Source organism: Streptomyces sp. Je 1-4 4N24 (assembly GCF_026239515.1).
Lineage (GTDB): Bacteria > Actinomycetota > Actinomycetes > Streptomycetales > Streptomycetaceae > Streptomyces > Streptomyces nigrescens.
This window is the reverse complement of record NZ_CP110836.1, coordinates 7,125,483-7,142,778: the sequence shown is the minus strand read 5'-3', so window position 1 is coordinate 7,142,778 and position 17,296 is coordinate 7,125,483. Positions and strand designations below refer to the sequence as shown.

The window sequence follows — 17,296 nt, the reverse complement described above, 5'->3', positions numbered from 1 at the left end:
ACAATGACCGTTCGTCGCAAGGCCACCGGGATCGCACTGGCCGGTATCGCCCCGCTCGCGCTCACCGTGCTCACCGCGAGCCCGGCCGCCGCGCACGGCTCGATGACGGACCCGGTCAGCCGGGTGTCGGCCTGCTACGCGGAGGGCCCCGAGAGCCCGCAGTCCGCGGCGTGCAAGGCCGCCGTCCAGGCCGGCGGGACCCAGGCGCTCTACGACTGGAACGGTGTACGGGACGGCAATGCGGGTGGCCAGTCCAGGACGCGTATCCCGGACGGCAAGCTGTGCAGCGCCAACAGCGCGGAGTACAAGGGCCTGGACCTGCCCCGCGCCGACTGGCCGTCGTCCCCGATGCGGGCGGGCGGCCATACCTTCCACTACAAGGCCACCGCGCCCCACCGGGGCTCCTTCGAGCTGTACCTCACCAAGGCCGGCTATGACCCGAAGAAGCCGCTGAAGTGGTCCGACCTGGAGTCGAAGCCGTTCGCGAAGGTTGTCGACCCGAAGCTGACCAACGGCGAGTACGTCTTCGACGCGAAGGTGCCGGCGCGCTCCGGGCGCCATCTGATCTACAGCGTCTGGCAGCGGTCGGACAGCCCCGAGGCCTTCTACACCTGCTCGGACGTCGTCTTCGGCAAGAAGGCCGGCGGCACCGTCGCCAAGTCCGCGGCGGCGCCCGCACCGGCCGCCTCCGCGCCGACCGACGCCCAGATCGCGGCGGGCGCCCCCAAGTCGTCGGTGGGCACGGGCCGCCACGACCACGGCGGCGGCCACCACACCCGCACGGACCAGCCGGCGGCGGCCGAGGCACCGGCGCGCGCAGACGCCGCACAGGCCAATGCCCCGCACCCCAACGGCGGTTCCCGTCCGGTCGACGGCCGGCGGCTGGCGGAGACCGGCGGCGACAGCTCCACGGCCCCGCTCGCCCTCAGTGGCGCCGCCGTGCTCGCCCTGGGCGCCGGGGTCCTGTTCACCACCACCCGCCGCAGGGCCGCCCGGAACCGCGGCTGAGCCCGGCGATCCCGGCCGTCCGGGACGCGGCGCCGCCCCCTTCTTCACCTCGGGGCGGCGCCGCCCTGTTACGAGCCGTTCGGCGGCAGCGCCTCGATGATGTCGTTGGCGACGTGCTGGTAGATGACCGAACTCCGGCAGTCGACGACCTCACGGCGTTTGAAGACCTGGTCCATCAGGAGCGCATGCAGCCGGTCGACGTCGGGGACGGCGACATGGACCAGGAAGTCGTCGCCGCCCGCGACGACATAGACGTTGAGCACCTCGGGCAGGGACGTCAGAAAGGCCTTGAAGCGCTCGATGACCTCACGGTTCATCGGGCGGATACGGACCGTGAGCAGCGCCTGGACGGGCCGGTTGAGGGCGCGCAGGTCCACCGTCGCGCGATAGCCGGTGATCACTCCTCTGGCGCGCAGCGCGCGGACCCGCTCCAGGCAGGTGGAGGGCGCGATGTTCAGCCGGCGGGCCAGGTCGCGGTTGGTCTGCCGTGCATCGCGCTGCAGTTCGCGGACAATCGCCGAATCAATGTCGTCCATGACCCCCATGGTGCCGCAGTCGCCGAATTATGTTCGGCGAGGGGCCGCATTGATCAATCCAACGGTTACCTTCAGCGACTGTGACCGTACAACAGACATTGCTTCCCGCATCCGAACGACCGGATGTACGGCGGTTGGGCGTCGGCAGCGGTACCGCGCTGTGCGCCGGGGCCGTCCTCGGCCCCGGCGTCCTGACGCTGCCGTCCCTCGCCGCCGACGCGGCCGGCCCCGCCTCGATCCTGGCCTGGGTGGTCTTGCTCGCCCTGTGCGTGCCGGTGGCCGCCTCCTTCGCGGCGCTCGGCGCGCGGTTCCCCGACGGCGGGGGCGTGGCCACCTATGTGCACCGGGCGATCGGGCCGCGGGCGGCGGCAGTGGTGGGGTGGTGGTTCTACGGGGCGGTACCGATCGGTGTGGTCTCGGCGGCCTGGATCGGCGGGAAGTACGTGGCCGACGCGGCCGGTTGGGGTGACACGGGCGCGGCCGTGGTGGCCGGGGCGGTGCTGGCGGTGGCGCTGGTCTCCAACGCGGTGGGGCTGCGGATGTCGGGCCGGGTGCAGCTGCTGCTCGGCGGGCTGCTGGCGGTGGTGCTGCTGGGCACGGTGCTGGCCGCCGCCCCTCAGGTGTCCGCCCGCCATTTCACCCCGTTCCTGCCCGGCGGCTGGTCCTCGGTCGGGTCGGCGGCCGTGGTGCTGTTCTTCGCGTTCGCGGGCTGGGAGGCGGCCAGCCACCTGTCGGGCGAGTTCGCCGATCCCGGGCGGGACCTGCCGCGGGTGACGCGCCGTACGCTCGCCGTCATCACCGTGCTCTACCTGGGGCTCGCGGTGACCACGATCGGCGCGCTGGGGCCGGCCGCGGGCGGTACCGACACCCCGCTGACCGAGCTGCTCGCCCGGAGCGTGGGCGGCGCCGCCCGCCCCGTGGCCGCCGCGGCGGCGCTCTTCCTGACCTTCGGCGCGGTCAACTCGTATCTGGCCGGGGCCTCCCGGCTCGGTGCGGCGCTCGCCCGGGACGGTGCGGCGCCGCGCGCACTGGCCAAGGGCGGCGCGCCGGGCGAGGTGCCGCGGCGGTCGCTGGCGGTGCTCGGCGGGGCGGCCGTGCTCGTGGCCGCGGCGGCAGGCTTCGGCGGCGCCGATCTGGATCTTTTGATGAGGGCCACCGCCACCTGCCTGGCGGCGGTGACCCTCGCCGGTCTGGCCGCCGCGCTGGTGCTCCTGCCACGCCGCACTCCCCTGTGGTGCGGCGGGTGCGTGAGCGCCCTGCTGACGGCGGCCGTGCTGGCCTTCTCCGGACGGCTGCTGCTGATCCCGGCGGGACTCGCCTGTGCGGCCGTCGGCTTTCTGACGCTGCGGCGGGTCACCCGATGAGGCGGCGCAGCAGCCGGACGTAGCGGCTCCAGCGCGCGGGCCGGGCGACAGTGCCCGTACAGGCCCGTTCGGCGCGGTCCAGGCTGTCCTCCAGGGCCGCGTCGTGGAGGGGCCTGAAGGCCAGTGGCCAGCTGAGCCGGGCCGGGCCGCGGGCGTGCATGGCGAGGGTGTGGCGGAGCAGGGTGCGGTCCGGGCCGAGCGGGTGGACGGTGTACTCGTGGAAGCCGTGGAAGCCGCGCGGCCCGGTGAAGAGGAAGCGCACCCATTGGCCCGGCACATAGGCCGCCACGGTGTAGCGGACCGGGCCGTGGCCGCCGGCCGCGCCCGCCGCCAGCGGGCCGTCGAACCGCATCGGGTACCAGTCGTGGCCCGGCCAGAGCGGGTCGGCGTCGCCGGAGAGGCCGTCGATCAGCCGACCGACCTCCGCCCCGGCCACCGGCAGTACCCGCTCGTGCACGTTGTAGACACCCATCGCACCCTTCCCCCTCTGGTCCGCACCCCGTTCTAGAGGCACCTCTCCAATATAGTGGAGAGTACCCTCTAGAACATGGCCAGGCCACCCCGGTTCGACACCGCTCAGCTCCTCGACGCCGCCGTACGGCTGGCGGCCGAGTCCGGGCCCGCGGGCGTCACCATGTCCGCGGTCGCGGCGGCCGTGGGCGCCCCCAGCGGTTCGGTCTACCACCGTTTCGCCGGACGCTCGGCGCTGCTCGCCGAGGTGTGGCTGCGTACGGTCGAGGGCTTCCAGGCGGGCTACTTCGAGGCCCTCGAATCGTCGGACGACCCGCGCACCGGGGGCCGGGCCGCCGCCCGGCACATCGTGGCGTGGAGCCGCGCACACCCGGCGGAGGCCGCACTGCTTCTCTACGGGGCCCAGGAGTTCGGGCGGGACGACTGGTCCGACGAGCATCTGCTGCGCGCGGAAGAGGGGAACATGCGGGTGCGCGCCGCCCTGGCGGCGCTCGCGGGGGCGCTGGGGCTGCACGGCAGAGAGGGCTTCGACCGGGTGACGCTGGCCGCCGTCGACCTCCCGCTGTCGCTGGTGCGCCGCCATCTGCGCGGCGGCACCCCGCTGCCCCCGCACGCGGAGGACCTGGCGGAACGGTGCACCGAGGCCCTGTTGACCGCCGACTGACCGTCGCGCCGGTACGGAGCGCGGCCCGGCCCCCGCTCCGGCGGCGGGCCGGGCCGGCTCCCGGTCAGCCCGACAGACAGGTCGTCGCGGTGGCGTGGGCCGGGTCGAGGGCGTTGGCCGTCTCGTGGAAGGCGACGCGGTCGATGAGCCCGATGGCCACATGCTCGGAGAGGTCGATCGCGCACAGATCCTGGAGCACCACATTGCGTACATCGGGGCCGTCGAGGAACGCACTCCGGTAGGGCGTGACGACCTCGTCGTACTTGGTCGCGATCACTGTGTAACGCACTCCGGGGAGCGTGTCACCGCCCTCGTTGAGGCGGTTGAGGATGTCGGACCCGGCGATCTGGTCGGCCAGCCCCGGGGTCAGCTCGTGGAGGTACTTCTTGGCGCCGGGGAAGTGGTCGAGCAGACGGGTCAGACCGTTCAGATCGGTGCCGTGGTTGTCGGGGGCCAGCCCGACCAGCGTGTTCACCTTGTCCGCGCCGCCGTGGAACTTCAGGTACACCCGCGACATCATGCCGCCCTGCGAGTGGCCGACGAGATCGGCATTGCGGGTGCCGGTGGCGGCCAGCACCCGGTCGACGTAGGCGGCGAGCTGCCGGGCGGACGCGTCGACCGCGCCCAGCCCGTGGAAGAACGGGACACCGGGCAGCTGGCCGTAGTCCAGGGAGAAGACGCAGTAGCCGCGGGCCACCAAGTAGGGCGCGAGGCCGAGCCAGTTGTCGATGGAGTTGCCGAGGGTGCCGTGCACCAGGATCACCGGCCGCGGATGGGCGGCGGAGGGCTTGCAGGAGTAGTTGTTCCAGCCGCTGCTGACGGCGCCGCCGGCGGGGTGGCGCGAGGCGTCGGCGGCAGCGGGGGTGGTGGTGACACCGAGGGCCAGGGCGAGGGCGGGAAGGAGGGTGAGCGTTCTTGACCAGCGCAGCTTCATACGATGCTCCTTGCGGGGTGAGGGGGACTCCGAAGTGCTCGGTGAGCCGTTCACGCGCGATCCGGATCGCAAGGGCCAACGCAGTTGACTGGCAAGTAAGTTACGGCTGGGTAAGCACGGTGGACCAGCGGTGTGACGGTGAAGGAAGCGCCACACAACCCTCACCGGACGTCCGGGGTGCGGCGCACCGTTTCTGTGCCGTGTGACACCCGTCCGTCCGGGCCGGGCCGGATGTCAGAGCCGTCCCGTAAAGTCGGCAACGGCTTGACCAGGGACGCGAGATGAGGGGGAACAGCGATGGAAACGGCCGGAGCGGCGGATCTGACCGGGGTCGTGGAGATCACATCGGCGGCGGAGCTGCGCGAGCTGATCGGCGAGCCCAACTCCCATGCGGCGAACAAGACCCGGCACCGGCTGCACGAGCTCGACCGCCAGTGGCTGGCCCGCTCGCCGTTCTGCGTGATAGCCACCGCGGACACGGAGGGCCGGTGCGACGCCTCGCCCAAAGGCGACCCGGCGGGCTTCACCCATGTCCTGGACGACACCACCCTCGTGATCCCGGACCGCCCCGGCAACAAGCGCATGGACGGCTGGATGAACGTCCTCGGCAATCCGCATGTCGGGCTGAACTACCTCCTCCCGGGGCGCGGAGACACCCTGCGCGTCAACGGCCGCGCCCGGCTGCTGCGCGACGCCCCGTTCTTCGACGCGCTGATCGTCAAGGGCCACCGCCCGCGGCTGGCGCTCCTGGTGGAGGTCGAGGAGGTCTTCTACCACTGCTCCAAGGCGTTCCTGCGCTCGGAGCTGTGGAAGCCGGAGACCTGGCAGCCGGACGCGCTGCCCTCGCGGGCCCGGATCGTCAAGGGCGTCGAGGCCCAGGACCGGTCCCTGGAGGAGCTGGAGCAGCACTACGGCCCCCGGTATGCGGAGCGGCTCTACGGCTGAGGTACCGGGCACCGCGGGCCGGTCCGGACCGCACCACAGGGCAGGCGGCTAAGGCCGGTCGCCGCCGCAGTCGCCTTTGACCCCGGGGCCGGGGGGCTTGGTGCCCGGGGGCGGAGGTGTCCGGCCGAGGGTCGCCGCGGGCCGTACGCTCCCGGTCCCGAAGCGCGCCCTGGCCCGGTCGACGGCGGCCTCGATGCGGTGCGCCCTGTCGTCGGACGGGTCGAAGGTCAGCTGCCGCGCGGCGCGTTCGGCGCGGCACAGATCCTCCGCGCGCAGCGCCACGGACCGCACCCGCGCCCGCTGCAGCCCGAGCGCGGCATGCAGCGCATAGGCCGCCTCGGTCAGCGCGGGCCCGTGCGCGGTCGGCCCGTCCAGCCGCCGGGTGCGGGTGGTGGTGGAGCGGTCGGCGTAGCGGACGGTGAGGGTGAGCGCGCGGGCCACCTGCCCGCTCGCGCGCATCCGGGCCCCGAGGTCGTCGGCGAGCGAGAGCAGCGCACGGCGGCGCCTGGCCGGGTCCAACTCGTCGTGGGCGAAGCGGTGTTCGGCGCCCATCGAGCGGGCCGCCGCGTTGGGCGTCACCGGTGTCGGGTCGATACCGCGGGCCCGCTCGTACACGATCCGGCCCGTCCTGGCGCCGAGGATCCGCTGCAGGGTCGCGGGCGGTGCGGCGGCGATCCGGCCGACGCTGTCGAGTCCGTACGCACACAGGGCGCGCGCGGTCGCCGGGCCGACGCCGTGCAGTGCCGAGGCCGGCCGGCGGTCGAGGAAGGCGGCGACGGTTCCGGCGTCATCGGGGACGCCCCGGATCTCCCCGGGCGCCGCCCCCTGGGCCGCCATCCGGGCGAGCAGCGGGTTGGCGCCGATCCCGATCGTGCACCGTACTCCGTGCCAGGCCAGCGCGCGCAGCCGCACCAGTTCGGCGATGCCCGCCGCGTCCCGGTCGAAGTAGCGCAGCGCACCGCGGACGTCCACCAGCGCGGCGTCCGGCGGCAGCGCCTCGATCACCGGGGTGAACTGCGCCAGCAGCCCCAGCAGTTGCTCGAAACACCCGGCGCTCACGGGGGCGCCGTCGGCGGTCCGGAACCGTATGTACAGCATGCCCGGCTGCCGCGGGGCGCCGGGGGGATCCGGCGGTGCGGCGGGTGGCCTCGGCGCGGGGGTCATCCCGCGCTCCCCGGGCTGGAGTGCCACAACTTGCGCCCGGTGGCGGCGCGTTCACCGGGAGGCTGGAGGTCGGCCCACGGGTGCATCTCATAGCCGGTGGTCAGCCGGATGGTGCGGCCCGGGGCGGCGGCCGGTTCGGGCTCCCGGTCCGCACCGGACTCCTCGCCGGTCCCCCGCCCCGGCCCTGCCGCCGGGGAGTCCGCCTCGGCCGCCTCCGCGTCCGGCACCGCCGCGAGCCGGGCGGCGACCGCCTCCAGCCCGCCCTCGCGGCGCAGTTCGGCCAGCTCGGCGAGGTTCCAGGCGGCGGCGCCGACCACGCTGAGGCTGCGCGGACCGCGCCGCTGGACCGTACCGCGCACCAGCAGCAGCCAGGAGTGGAAGATCGTGTGCGCACAGGCCGCATGACTGTCGTCGAAGAAGGCGCAGTCGACCAGCCCCGTGCTGTCGTCCAGGGTGGTGAAGATGACCCGGCGGCCGGAGCGGATCGGCGGTGTCTGGGTGGCCGCCTTGGCCCCGGCGACCAGCACCGTCTCGCCGTGCCGGGCGCTGCGCAGCAGCCGGGCCGGCAGCGCGCCCAGCTCCGTGAGGAACTCCCGGTGGTCGGCCATCAGATGGCGGGAGGCGTCCATACCGAGGACGCCCAGCTCGGCGCTGAGCCGTTCGACGTCGCTGAGGTCGGGCAGCCCGGCCGGCTCGACCGGATCGACCGGTTCCGCGCCCGCCCCGTCGAGGGCCCGGCCGGGCAGCGTCAGCTGGCCGCCGGGCGCCCGCCGTCCGTGGTGGTGCAGCTCGGCGAGGTACAGCAGCAGGTCCCGCCGGTTCGCCCCGAAGGCGTCCAACGCGCCCACCCGGGCGAGGCGTTCGGCCACCGGACGGCCCGGCCTGGCGCGCTGCCACAGGTCCTGCAGCGAGTGATAGGGCTGTCCGGTCTCGATCCGCTGCGCCTCGGCCTCGCTCATCCCGTGCACATCGCTGAGCGCGAGCCGCAGCCCCCAGACCGCGGAGCGGTCCCCCGGACCATCGCCGCGGGAGCCGTCGCCGGACACCAGTTCGATTCGATGAGCGACCGCCGACCGGTTCACATCCAGCGGCAGCACCGGCACCCCGCGCCGCCGTGCGTCCGCGAGCAGCAGCCGCTTCGGATACATCCCCGGGTCGTGGGTGAGCAGCCCGGCGTAGAAGGCCGCGGGGTGGTGCGCCTTGAGCCAGGCGGACTGGTAGGTGGGCACCGCGAAGGCCACCGCATGCGCCTTGCAGAAGCCGTACGAGCCGAAGGCCTCGACGATCTCCCAGGTGCGCGCGACCACTTCGGGTGCGTACCCGCGCCGCTCGGCGCACTGCGCGAACCAGGCGCGCACCCGGCCCTGCAGCTCCGGATGCGACAGCGCCCGCCGCTTCTCGTCGGCCTCGTCCCGTGCGCAGCCCGTCATGATCCGCAGCAGCTCGATGATCTGCTCGTGGAACACCACCACCCCATAGGTCTCGCGCAGCGGCTCCTCCAGGTCGGGGTGCGGATAGCGGACCGGCTTGCGGCCGTGCCGGGCCTCGATGAAGGGCCGCACCATGTCGGCGGCGACCGGTCCCGGCCGGAAGAGGGAGATGTCGACGACCAGATCGTGGAAGGTGGCGGGCTGCAGCCTGCCGACCAGGTCGCGCTGGCCCGGCGACTCGATCTGGAAGCAGCCGAGCGTCTCGGTCGAGCGGATCAGGTCGTAGGTGGCGGGGTCGCCGGGCGGTACCTGTGCGGGGTCGTCTAGATCGATCCGGCGCCCGGTGGCCCGGCCGATCTCGGCGACCGCATGCGCCATCGCGGACTGCATCCGCACACCCAGCACATCGAGCTTGAGCAGCCCCAGGTCCTCCACGTCCTCCTTGTCGAACTGCGACATCGCGAAGCCCTCGCCGCTGGTCGGGACGACCGGCGTACGGTCCAGCAGCGTGGCGTCCGACAGCAGCACCCCGCACGGGTGCATGGCGATCCCGCGGGGCAGCGCGTCCAGCGCCTCGACCAGCGGCCACAACTGCTCGCCGCCGGCCTCCCGCACCCCGCGCAGCTCCGGCAGCTCGGCCAGCGCCGCCCGCGCGTCCCGGGCGCGGATGTGCGGGAAGGCCTTGGCCAGCCGGTCCACCTGCGCCGGGTCCATGCCCAGGGCGGCGCCCACGTCCCGTACGGCGTGCCGTACGCGATAGGTCTCGGGCATCGAGACGGTGGCGACCCGCTCCGCGCCGAACCGGTCGAAGATCGCGCGGTAGACCTCCAGCCGGCGGGCGGACTCGACGTCGATGTCGATGTCCGGCAGCGCCGCCCGCCGCTCGGACAGAAAGCGCTCCATCAGCAGTCCGTGCTCGACCGGATCGGCGTGGGCGATGCCCAGGAGGTGGTTGACCAGGGACCCGGCGCCGGACCCACGGGCCGCGACCCGGATGCCCATCTCCCGTATGTCGTCCACGACTTGAGCGACCGTCAGGAAGTACGAGGGGTAGCCGAGCCGTTCGATCGTGCGCAGTTCGTCGTGCAGCCGCGCCCAGCGTTCACGGTCGTGGTCGTAGCCGCGCAGCACCATCCCGGCCGCGCAGCGCGAGCGCAGTACCCGGGCGGCGGTGCGGTGGCCCGCGCCGACCAGCCGCGGCTCGGGGAAGTGGATACGGCCGAGCCCGATGTCGTCCTGCGGGTCGACCAGGCACTCACCGGCGGTCTCCTCGGTCATGGCGAGCAGCCGGTGGGCCAGACCGCGCCGGAACCCGGCCGCCTCGGCGACCCGCTCGGCGGTGTGGCTCATCGTGGCGCCATCCTTGAGCCAGCGCTCCCCGCTGTCCCGGGCCTCGGGCCGGTGCCGGTCCACCGGCACCAGACGGCGGGCGGAGTCCAGGACGTCGGCGACCGGGCCCTGGCCGGGGTCGGCATAGCGGACCGCGTTGGTCAGGACCGCGCGGAGGCCCTGGTCGACGGCGAAGCCGAGGGTGCGGGCGGCCAGCCGCGGGGAGCCGGGGCCGCTGCCGGGCCGGCCGTGGTCGACGACCTCCAGGCGCAGCGCCTCGCCGTACAGCTCGCGCCAGGGGGCGAGGAGCCTGGCGGCGCGGTCCGGGCGGCCGGCGGCCAGCGCCCGGCCGACCTCGGAGTCCGGTCCGAGCAGCACGGTCAGTCCGTCCGTGGCGGATTCCAGGGCGCTCCACGGGAGGACGGGCTGCTCGCCCTGCCCGGCGTGGGCGGCCGAGACCAGCCGGCACAGGGCGGCCCAGCCGGCCGCTCCGTCGCGGGCCAGGAAGACGGCGCGGGCGGCCGACTCGTCGAGGAAGGCGCCGCCGCGCACCGGGGTGCGGCGGCGCGCGGTGGGCGTGGGCGCCGACTCGCGCTCCGCCACGGCGAGTTCGCTGCCGAACAGCGGACGGACACCGGCTTCGGCCGCGGCCTTGGCGAACCGTACGGCCCCGGAGAGCCCGTCCCGGTCGGTCAGCGCGAGGGCGTCCATTCCCCGCTCGGCGGCGCGCTCGGCGAGCCGCTCCGGATGGGAGGCGCCGTAGCGCAGGGAGAACCCCGAAGCGGTGTGCAGATGCGTGAACCCTGGCATCCGCACCTCCTGCACCTCACCCGCCCCCGGCCGACCTTGTATCCCTCACTCCTCCTCTCCACCATAACCCGTCCATCGAACATTCGTACGAAGACATGCCGGGGTCGCTCCCCGATCCGCCGATCAGCCCCACCGATCTGCACACCTCTGCCGCCAACCGGAAGATATGGGAGCAAAAGCACCGGACCGGCAGCCGAAGTGTGGCGAGGAGCGAGCCATGGCCACGACGGACGACGGCACCCGCACCACCTTCCTCGGGGAGGTGAAGGGCGCGGTGACGCCCCATGCCTCGCTGCTGGTGCTCGGCGTCCTGGGGCTGATGACCGCGTTCATCACGTCGTACACCGGCGCCTTCCACCACCCCGTGCCGGCGGATGTGCCGCTCGGTGTCGTCGCTCCCGCGCAGACCAGGGCGCAGCTGGTGGCCAAGCTGGACCGGCTGCCCGGCTCTCCCCTGGACCCGCGCCCGGTGCCCTCCGAACGGGCCGCCCGGCAGCAGATCGCGGACCGGACGCTCGACGGCGCACTGATCGTCAACCCGCGCGGGAGCACCGACCGGCTGCTGGTCGCCGGCGGCGGCGGCGCCTCCCTCGCCCAGGCGGTCGACGCGGTCGTGCGCTCGGCCGAGGAGGCCGGACACCGCACCGTCCGCACGGTCGAGGTGGCCCCCGCCGGCCCGGTCGACGGCCGCAGCCTGTCGTCCTTCTACCTCGTCGTCGGCTGGTGCGTCGGCGGCTATCTGTGCGCCGCGATCCTCGCGATCAGCGCCGGGGCGCGCCCCTCGAACGGCCACCGGGCGGTCATCCGGCTGGCCGCGCTCGCCGTGTACGCGCTCGCCGCCGGACTGGCCGGCGCGATCGTCGTCGGGCCGGTGCTCGGCGCCCTGCCCGGCACCTTCTTCGGGCTGTGGGGGCTGGGCGCCCTGGTCGTCTTCGCGGTGGGCGCCACCACCCTGGCCTGCCAGGCCCTGCTGGGCATCCTCGGCATCGGCCTGGCGATCCTGCTGATCGTCATCCTCGGCAATCCGAGCGCGGGCGGCGCCTACCCCTACCCGCTGCTGCCCCCGTTCTGGCGCGCCATCGGCCCTGCCCTCCCACCGGGCGCGGGCACCTGGACGGCACGCTCGCTCGCCTACTTCCACGGCAACGCGATCACCGGCCCGCTCCTGGTGCTCGCCGCCTGGGCGGTGGGCGGGACCCTGCTCACCCTGGTTCTTTCGATCTTCCGCAAGAAGGGCGAGACCCCCTCATGACCCTCCCCGCCAACCGGCTGTCCCACCCCGCGGTGCGTGCCCTGGTCACGGCCCTCAACCACCACGACGAGCAGGCGTTCTACGACGCCCTCACCCCCGACGCCACGATGTCCGACGACGGGTCCGACCGGGACATGCGGACATGGTGCGGGCGGGAGATCTTCGCCACCCGCGGACATCTGGAGGTGCGGTCCGAGTCGGACGACGGGCTGTCCCTCGTGGCGGACTACCGCAACGACACCTGGGGCGAGATGCGGACACACTGGCGCTTCACCGTGCAGGACGGGAAGGTGAGCCGCTTCGAAACCGGGCAGGCGTGAGCCGTTCGCGCCGGACGCCGCGGCGCCCGAACGCCCGCGCCCGGCCAGGTGCGCCCCCACCCTTCCCCGGCTCACATATGCGTGCCGCCATCGATCCGGACCTCCGTGCCGGTGATGAACGCACCGTCCCGCGAGGCAAGCATCGCGATGACACCGGCGACCGTCTCCGGACCGGCGAAGCCTTCGCCGATGGCCGGAAAGAGCTTGGTGAACAGGGACATATCGGCGTCCTCGGGCAGCCCCGGAACGGGACCGCTGGTCATGCCGCTGGCGATGGAGCCCGGCGCCACACACACCGCGCGCAGCCCCTGCTTGCTGTACTCGCTGGCGATGGCATGCGTCATGGACTGGATGCCGCCCTTGCTCGCCGCGTACGCCGCCATGTACGGGTGCGCGAACGAGGCCGACGTGGAGCTGAAGTTGACCACGACCGGCGCCTCGCCCTCCAGGAGAGCGGGCAGCGCCTCACGGATCATCAGGAAGGTGCCGGTCAGATTGATCGAGAGGACCTGGTTGAAGAGGTCCAGCCCGGTCTCGTGGGTGTGCGCGGCGCGCAGGATGCCCGCGGCGTTGACCAGGACATCCAGACCGCCGAGCCCGGCCACCGCGGCGGCGACGCCCGCACGGACCGCCGCCTCGTCGGCCACGTCCAGCACCACGGTCTCCAGCCGGCCGTCGGTCCCCTCCGCCGCGGCACGGTCGGCGGTTATCCGCAGTCCCGCGGCATCGACGTCCGCCGCCACCACCCGGCCGCCCTCGGCGAGGATCCGGTGGACGGTGGCCTGGCCGATGCCCGAGCCGGCTCCGGTGATCAGTACGCGGCGGCCGTCAAAGCGGTTCATGGTCCAGCTCCGTTCTCAAGGTATCCGGGCACGCTAACGTCCTATGGCACGTCGTGCCACTCTCGCGCGGCATGCCGATCTGGCACAGCACTCCGTAGACTGAAGCCATGCCGACCGCGCCCCGCACCACCCCGCCACGCCCCTCGCTCACCGAGCGGCGGAAGGCCGAGACCCAGCTGGAGATCGCCCGCACCGCGGCGGCCCTGTTCGCGGAGCGCGGCGTCGCCGTCACCGCCGACGAGATCGCCCGCACCTCAGGGGTCGCGCTGCGCACCTTCTACCGCTACTTCCGCACCAAGGAGGACGCGGTGGTGCCGCTGCTCGCCTTTGGCGTGCGGCAGTGGATCGACGATCTGGCCACACCGCCGGCGGGCCCGGACCCCCTCCCCGTGCGCGAGGCGCTGGAGCAGGCGGCCCGCCGGGCGCTGACCCCCGCCGACGAACCGGCCGCCGAGGCGCTGCGCTGGACCCGCGGGCTGCTGCGGGCGATGCCGGGCGATCCGGCGCTGCGCGCGGTCTGGCACCGGGTGCAGCACGACTCCGAGGAGGCACTGCGGCCGGTCCTGGCACGGCTGACCGGCGCGGACCCGTCGACGGTACGGCTGGCCGCGGCCGCCGCGAACACCGCGATGCGGGTCGCGGTGGAGGAGTGGGCGGCGGGAGACGCGGCACCGGACGGACCGCAGGGGCCCGCCGAGCTGGTGGTGCGGACCCTGCGGGCACTGACGGCGGGGCTGCCGGAACTGGAGGGGCGTACGGGGTGAAGGAGCGGGCCGGCGAGGGGAACCCGGGCCGTCGCGGCGGCGGGGAGGGCCCGACGGCGGGCGGCCGGAGGCTGTGAGGGAGGCCCGGCGGCAGAGGCGGCCGGAGGCCGGGGAGGGAGGACCCGGCGGCAGGCGGCTGGAGCCGGTGAGGGAGGGCACCGCGACGGGCACACCGGGCCGGTAAGGCGACCGGCGGGCGGCCGGTTCTTACCTCTCCGGACACCCCGTGCTGCACGGAGGGACCCTCCGGCCCCCCTCTTCAGCCAATCGCCGGAGATCGAAACCCGCCCGAACGACCGGTCGGCGGCCGGATTCCTTCGTTCCGTGGCCGAGCGGCCCTTGCCCGGGGCATCCCGGGGGCGGCATCCCCGCTGGCCGCGCACAGCTTCCCGCCGGCCGTCCGACACCGCCCCCGGCCGGTTCGCGCCATTACTCTCAGCTTTCGCCTAACGACTCAAAGCGATCGCTCCTTGCGTGATCGGGGTGCTTTCGGAGTGCGGTTGGGCCAGACTCCCGTCCGGTATCTGCACCTTCGAGCAAGGGAGTGTTCGTCATGCGGTACATCACTGGGGCGGTCGCGCTCGGCGCAGCGCTGGTTATGGGCACGCTCGCCACCACCGCGCACGCCGTCGCCGCACCGGCGCAGCCCACACGGACGGGCGGGCTCTACGCCCCGTCGGAGCTGGTGCTGACGACCGGCCAGGGAGAGAGCCGCGCGACCGCCACGGTGCAGCGCGCCGTGACGCTCAGCTGTATGCCGGGGGCCCGGGGAAGCCACCCGAACGCGAAAGCCGCCTGCGCCCAACTGCGCGCGGTGGCCGGTGACTTCAACGCGGTGACCGCCGCCACGTCGGACCGGCTGTGCACCAAGGAGTGGAACCCCTTCGTGGTCACCGCCGACGGTGTGTGGCAGGGCAAGCGGGTCTCGTACACCTACACCTTCGCCAACTCCTGCGCGATGACCGACGGCATGGGCTCGGTCTTCAACTTCTGACCGGACCACCGCTTCAGATCCCCGGGCACCGGACGCGGTGCCCGGGGATCTCGCGTGCACTGGGTCGTTGACGGTCCCTGGGGCGGGTCCGCCCGGAGGGCGGGACTTTGCGGACCCGCCCTAGGGTCGGCGCATGGACACTTCCGATCCCGGCAGCGACGCCGGACCGGCCTCCGTAGGCCCGCGCGGCGCCGGCGTCGCCGTGCTCTCCGACATCCATGCCGTGCTGCCGGCGCTGGAGGCGGTGCTCGCCGAGCCGGACGTCCACGCCGCCGACCGCATCGTGCTGACCGGTGATCTGCTCGCCGGGCCGCTCCCCCGCCAGACCCTGGCGCTGCTGCGCGGTCTCGGCGACCGGGCGGTGTGGATCAGCGGCAACGCCGACCGCGAGATGGCCGCCGTCCGGCAGGGGACGGGAGACGCCCCGGCGGACGCGATGGACGCCTGGGCGGCCGGCCAACTCGGCCCGGACGACCTGGACTTCCTGGGGTCGCTGCCCGCCACCGCGACGCTGGAGGTGACCGGGCTCGGGCCGGTCCTCTTCTGTCATGCCACCCCGCGCAACGACACGGAGATCGCGCTCGTCGACTCCCGGCCCGAGCGCTGGGCCGAGGTACTGGAGGGGGTGCCCGATGCCGTACGGACGGTGGTCTGCGGGCACACCCATATGCCGTTCGTCCGGTTCACCCACGGACGGCTGGTGGTCAATCCGGGGAGCGTCGGCATGCCGTACGGCAGACCGGGCGCCCACTGGGCGCTGCTGGGGCCGGGCGGCGGAGCGGTCACACTGCGGCATACGGCCTTCGATCACGAGGCGGCCTGCGCCCGGATCGCCCGGGAATCGGACTCTCCGTCGGCAGCCGCATGGGCGGACACCTATGTCCGGGCCCGGACCTCGGCCGAGGAGGCACTGGCTGCCTTCGGGCCGGGCGACGGCCGGGAGGCGGCCCCGGGCACGGGCGGCTGAGCGCCGCGGGACGGTGCCGGGTCCCCGGACGACGAGCGGATCCGGGGCCCGGCACCGTGCGCCGAGCCGTGCGGGGTGCGGGTCAGCCGATTTCCGCGCCGTAGGCCTCCAGGGCCTCGGTGACCGGCTGGAAGAAGGTTTCGCCGCCGCCGGAGCAGTCGCCGCTGCCACCGGAGGTGAGGCCGAGCGCGGTCTCCCCGTCGAAGAGCGCGCCACCGCTGTCACCGGGCTCGGCGCAGACGTCGGTCTGGATCAGACCCTCGACCGTGCCCTCCTGGTAGTTGACGCTGGCGTTCAGGGCCTTGACCGTGCCGTCGTGCACCTGGGTGGTGCTGCCGCTGCGCTGCACCTTCTCGCCGACCGTGGCCTCAGCGGCCTTGGTGATCTTCTGGGTGCTGCCGTTGTAGAGGTTGACCTCGCTCGGGTGCGCGGTGTCGCCGCTGTACTTGGCGAGCGAGTAGTCGTCACCGGGGAACTTGGAGTCCTCGGTGGTGGCGATCGCCGAGCCGCCCTGCTTGTCGGACCAGCTCTTGATGTCGTTGCCGCAGTGGCCGGCCGTCAGGAAGTGCGGCTGGCCGTCCTTGACGACGTTGAAGCCGAGCGAGCAGCGGGCGCCGCTCCCCCAGATCGCGTCGCCGCCGCCGATGAAGGGCTTGAACTCACCCTTGCTGTGGCGGACCTCGACCTTGTCGCCGAGGGCCTCGGCGACCTTGGTGAGCCGGTCCAGCTTGGTGCCCTTGACCGTGCGGTCGGCGGTCACCACGACCTTGTTGCTCTGCGGGTCGATGCCCCAGGACGTGCCGGGGATGGTCGCCTTCGACTTCAGCGTCTGCCGGGCCGAGTCGAGCTGGGCGAAGGTGTGCTTGACGAGTCTCGCCTCCGCCCCCTTCGCCCGTACGGCCTTGGCCGCCGCGTTGTTCACGACGTTGACCACCAGCTTCTTGGCCTTGGCGTCATAGAACGCACCGGCGGTGTCCGTCTTGAGCTGGGAGGCCAGGGTGGTCGCCGCCGCGGAGGTCAGCTTGGCGAGCGTGGGCTTGGGGGCGGGGCCCTGGGACGCGTTGGCGTTGGCGAGGGTGACGGTGGCGGTCGCGGCGAGGGCGAGCGCGCCCGCGCCCGCGATGACGGCGCGCCGGTTGGGTATGCGTCGGTGCTTCAACTCAGAGCCTCCCGTGGGGGGAAGAGCCCGGAAACCGTGGGGAGTTGTCCGGGCCCGGAGAGTGAGGGATCAGGACTGGCACGGGTCCGCCCCGGGAAGCGGCGTCTCGGGGAGTCGCGTCCATGCCAAGGTGGAGCCGAGTATTCCCATCCGCCTCACTCGCGCACAAGACCGAGTTCCGGTCTCACATGCGGGAGTTCACCAATTCGCCACACGAAGGACACACCGACATCCGCGCACCTCACTCCCGAGTGCGGACATCAGCGGGCACACGGGGCGCACGGCGGACGGCAACGTGTGAGGACTATAGCTGGCCGGAAAACACCGGCCGGGAACCGCCCCC

General features: G+C 73.5%; 16 protein-coding genes. 9 read left to right on the top strand and 7 right to left on the bottom strand.

Annotated elements, in window-relative coordinates; genetic code table 11:
- Positions 1 to 3: 3 nt before the first annotated feature.
- Positions 4 to 1,008: a lytic polysaccharide monooxygenase gene (locus SLV14N_RS31160; protein ID WP_208685488.1), complete on the top strand. Its 1,005-nt coding sequence runs from the start codon at positions 4 to 6 to the stop codon at positions 1,006 to 1,008.
- Positions 1,009 to 1,076: 68 nt separating this feature from the next.
- Here SLV14N_RS31160 and SLV14N_RS31155 read toward each other — a convergent pair whose 3' ends face one another.
- Complete coding sequence (locus SLV14N_RS31155) at positions 1,077 to 1,544, bottom strand: Lrp/AsnC family transcriptional regulator (RefSeq protein WP_127150135.1); 468 nt, start codon at positions 1,542 to 1,544, stop codon at positions 1,077 to 1,079.
- A gap of 80 nt (positions 1,545 to 1,624) precedes the next feature.
- On the opposite strand from SLV14N_RS31155, the gene SLV14N_RS31150 reads away from it, so the two are divergent.
- Positions 1,625 to 2,908 carry an APC family permease gene (locus SLV14N_RS31150; RefSeq protein ID WP_263271946.1) on the top strand — a complete coding sequence of 428 codons (1,284 nt, stop codon included), beginning with the start codon at positions 1,625 to 1,627 and terminating at the stop codon, positions 2,906 to 2,908.
- On the opposite strand, the gene SLV14N_RS31145 is transcribed toward SLV14N_RS31150, so the two are convergent.
- Positions 2,898 to 3,380 (bottom strand): SRPBCC family protein, encoded by a 483-nt coding sequence (locus tag SLV14N_RS31145; protein WP_263271944.1) that lies wholly within the window; start codon positions 3,378 to 3,380, stop codon positions 2,898 to 2,900. The two genes, SLV14N_RS31150 and SLV14N_RS31145, sit on opposite strands and share 11 nt — an antisense overlap.
- Before the next feature lie 75 nt (positions 3,381 to 3,455).
- On the opposite strand from SLV14N_RS31145, the gene SLV14N_RS31140 reads away from it, so the two are divergent.
- Positions 3,456 to 4,043, top strand: a complete 588-nt coding sequence (locus SLV14N_RS31140; RefSeq protein ID WP_263271942.1) for a TetR/AcrR family transcriptional regulator — start codon at positions 3,456 to 3,458, stop codon at positions 4,041 to 4,043.
- A gap of 64 nt (positions 4,044 to 4,107) precedes the next feature.
- On the opposite strand, the gene SLV14N_RS31135 is transcribed toward SLV14N_RS31140, so the two are convergent.
- Complete coding sequence (locus SLV14N_RS31135; RefSeq protein ID WP_263271941.1) at positions 4,108 to 4,977, bottom strand: triacylglycerol lipase; 870 nt, start codon at positions 4,975 to 4,977, stop codon at positions 4,108 to 4,110.
- 297 nt (positions 4,978 to 5,274) lie between these two features.
- Between SLV14N_RS31135 and SLV14N_RS31130 the strand changes: the two genes are divergently transcribed.
- The gene (locus SLV14N_RS31130; protein ID WP_263271939.1) at positions 5,275 to 5,922 is read left to right on the top strand and encodes a pyridoxamine 5'-phosphate oxidase family protein; all 648 of its coding nucleotides are present in this window, start codon (positions 5,275 to 5,277) and stop codon (positions 5,920 to 5,922) included.
- Between the two features lie 48 nt (positions 5,923 to 5,970).
- Here SLV14N_RS31130 and SLV14N_RS31125 read toward each other — a convergent pair whose 3' ends face one another.
- Both SLV14N_RS31125 and SLV14N_RS31120 read right to left on the bottom strand, forming a co-directional pair.
- Positions 5,971 to 7,086, bottom strand: a complete 1,116-nt coding sequence (locus tag SLV14N_RS31125) for a helix-hairpin-helix domain-containing protein (RefSeq protein WP_263271937.1) — start codon at positions 7,084 to 7,086, stop codon at positions 5,971 to 5,973.
- Entirely contained in the window at positions 7,083 to 10,655 is a 3,573-nt protein-coding gene (locus SLV14N_RS31120; RefSeq protein ID WP_263271935.1) for a DNA polymerase III subunit alpha, read from the bottom strand. The genes SLV14N_RS31125 and SLV14N_RS31120 overlap by 4 nt, the downstream gene beginning before the upstream one ends.
- Before the next feature lie 217 nt (positions 10,656 to 10,872).
- On the opposite strand from SLV14N_RS31120, the gene SLV14N_RS31115 reads away from it, so the two are divergent.
- Both SLV14N_RS31115 and SLV14N_RS31110 read left to right on the top strand, forming a co-directional pair.
- The gene (locus SLV14N_RS31115) at positions 10,873 to 11,907 is read left to right on the top strand and encodes a DUF3533 domain-containing protein (RefSeq protein ID WP_263271933.1); all 1,035 of its coding nucleotides are present in this window, start codon (positions 10,873 to 10,875) and stop codon (positions 11,905 to 11,907) included.
- The gene (locus SLV14N_RS31110; RefSeq protein WP_263271931.1) at positions 11,904 to 12,227 is read left to right on the top strand and encodes a nuclear transport factor 2 family protein; all 324 of its coding nucleotides are present in this window, start codon (positions 11,904 to 11,906) and stop codon (positions 12,225 to 12,227) included. The genes SLV14N_RS31115 and SLV14N_RS31110 overlap by 4 nt, the downstream gene beginning before the upstream one ends.
- Positions 12,228 to 12,298: 71 nt before the next feature.
- Here the strand turns inward: SLV14N_RS31110 and SLV14N_RS31105 are convergent, their stop codons facing one another.
- On the bottom strand, positions 12,299 to 13,069 hold the full coding sequence (locus tag SLV14N_RS31105; protein ID WP_109888797.1) for an SDR family NAD(P)-dependent oxidoreductase: 771 nt from the start codon (positions 13,067 to 13,069) through the stop codon (positions 12,299 to 12,301).
- 107 nt (positions 13,070 to 13,176) lie between these two features.
- Between SLV14N_RS31105 and SLV14N_RS31100 the strand changes: the two genes are divergently transcribed.
- The 3 genes from SLV14N_RS31100 (at position 13,177) to SLV14N_RS31090 (ending at position 15,794) form a co-directional block, all read left to right on the top strand.
- Positions 13,177 to 13,833 (top strand): TetR/AcrR family transcriptional regulator, encoded by a 657-nt coding sequence (locus SLV14N_RS31100; RefSeq protein ID WP_263271929.1) that lies wholly within the window; start codon positions 13,177 to 13,179, stop codon positions 13,831 to 13,833.
- A 553-nt stretch (positions 13,834 to 14,386) separates the two neighbouring features.
- On the top strand, positions 14,387 to 14,827 hold the full coding sequence (locus SLV14N_RS31095) for a subtilase-type protease inhibitor (protein ID WP_208685459.1): 441 nt from the start codon (positions 14,387 to 14,389) through the stop codon (positions 14,825 to 14,827).
- A 133-nt stretch (positions 14,828 to 14,960) separates the two neighbouring features.
- Positions 14,961 to 15,794, top strand: coding sequence for a metallophosphoesterase (locus SLV14N_RS31090; RefSeq protein WP_263271928.1), 834 nt, complete (start codon positions 14,961 to 14,963; stop codon positions 15,792 to 15,794).
- Between the two features lie 82 nt (positions 15,795 to 15,876).
- Here the strand turns inward: SLV14N_RS31090 and SLV14N_RS31085 are convergent, their stop codons facing one another.
- A complete protein-coding gene (locus SLV14N_RS31085) occupies positions 15,877 to 16,953 on the bottom strand; it encodes a S1 family peptidase (RefSeq protein ID WP_263271926.1) in 1,077 nt (358 codons plus the stop codon).
- Positions 16,954 to 17,296: the final 343 nt, after the last annotated feature.

What these genes read in the sequence shown, in the direction of transcription:
- SLV14N_RS31125 (WP_263271937.1), bottom strand. Translation starts at nt 7,086, where the DNA reads ATGACCCCCGCGCCGAGGCCACCCGCCGCACCGCCGGATCCCCCCGGC.
- SLV14N_RS31090 (WP_263271928.1), top strand. Translation starts at nt 14,961, where the DNA reads ATGGACACTTCCGATCCCGGCAGCGACGCCGGACCGGCCTCCGTAGGC.
- SLV14N_RS31100 (WP_263271929.1), top strand. Translation starts at nt 13,177, where the DNA reads ATGCCGACCGCGCCCCGCACCACCCCGCCACGCCCCTCGCTCACCGAG.
- SLV14N_RS31140 (WP_263271942.1), top strand. Translation starts at nt 3,456, where the DNA reads ATGGCCAGGCCACCCCGGTTCGACACCGCTCAGCTCCTCGACGCCGCC.
- SLV14N_RS31105 (WP_109888797.1), bottom strand. Translation starts at nt 13,069, where the DNA reads ATGAACCGCTTTGACGGCCGCCGCGTACTGATCACCGGAGCCGGCTCG.
- SLV14N_RS31110 (WP_263271931.1), top strand. Translation starts at nt 11,904, where the DNA reads ATGACCCTCCCCGCCAACCGGCTGTCCCACCCCGCGGTGCGTGCCCTG.
- SLV14N_RS31135 (WP_263271941.1), bottom strand. Translation starts at nt 4,977, where the DNA reads ATGAAGCTGCGCTGGTCAAGAACGCTCACCCTCCTTCCCGCCCTCGCC.
- SLV14N_RS31115 (WP_263271933.1), top strand. Translation starts at nt 10,873, where the DNA reads ATGGCCACGACGGACGACGGCACCCGCACCACCTTCCTCGGGGAGGTG.
- SLV14N_RS31155 (WP_127150135.1), bottom strand. Translation starts at nt 1,544, where the DNA reads ATGGACGACATTGATTCGGCGATTGTCCGCGAACTGCAGCGCGATGCA.
- SLV14N_RS31095 (WP_208685459.1), top strand. Translation starts at nt 14,387, where the DNA reads ATGCGGTACATCACTGGGGCGGTCGCGCTCGGCGCAGCGCTGGTTATG.
- SLV14N_RS31130 (WP_263271939.1), top strand. Translation starts at nt 5,275, where the DNA reads ATGGAAACGGCCGGAGCGGCGGATCTGACCGGGGTCGTGGAGATCACA.
- SLV14N_RS31120 (WP_263271935.1), bottom strand. Translation starts at nt 10,655, where the DNA reads ATGCCAGGGTTCACGCATCTGCACACCGCTTCGGGGTTCTCCCTGCGC.
- SLV14N_RS31145 (WP_263271944.1), bottom strand. Translation starts at nt 3,380, where the DNA reads ATGGGTGTCTACAACGTGCACGAGCGGGTACTGCCGGTGGCCGGGGCG.
- SLV14N_RS31160 (WP_208685488.1), top strand. Translation starts at nt 4, where the DNA reads ATGACCGTTCGTCGCAAGGCCACCGGGATCGCACTGGCCGGTATCGCC.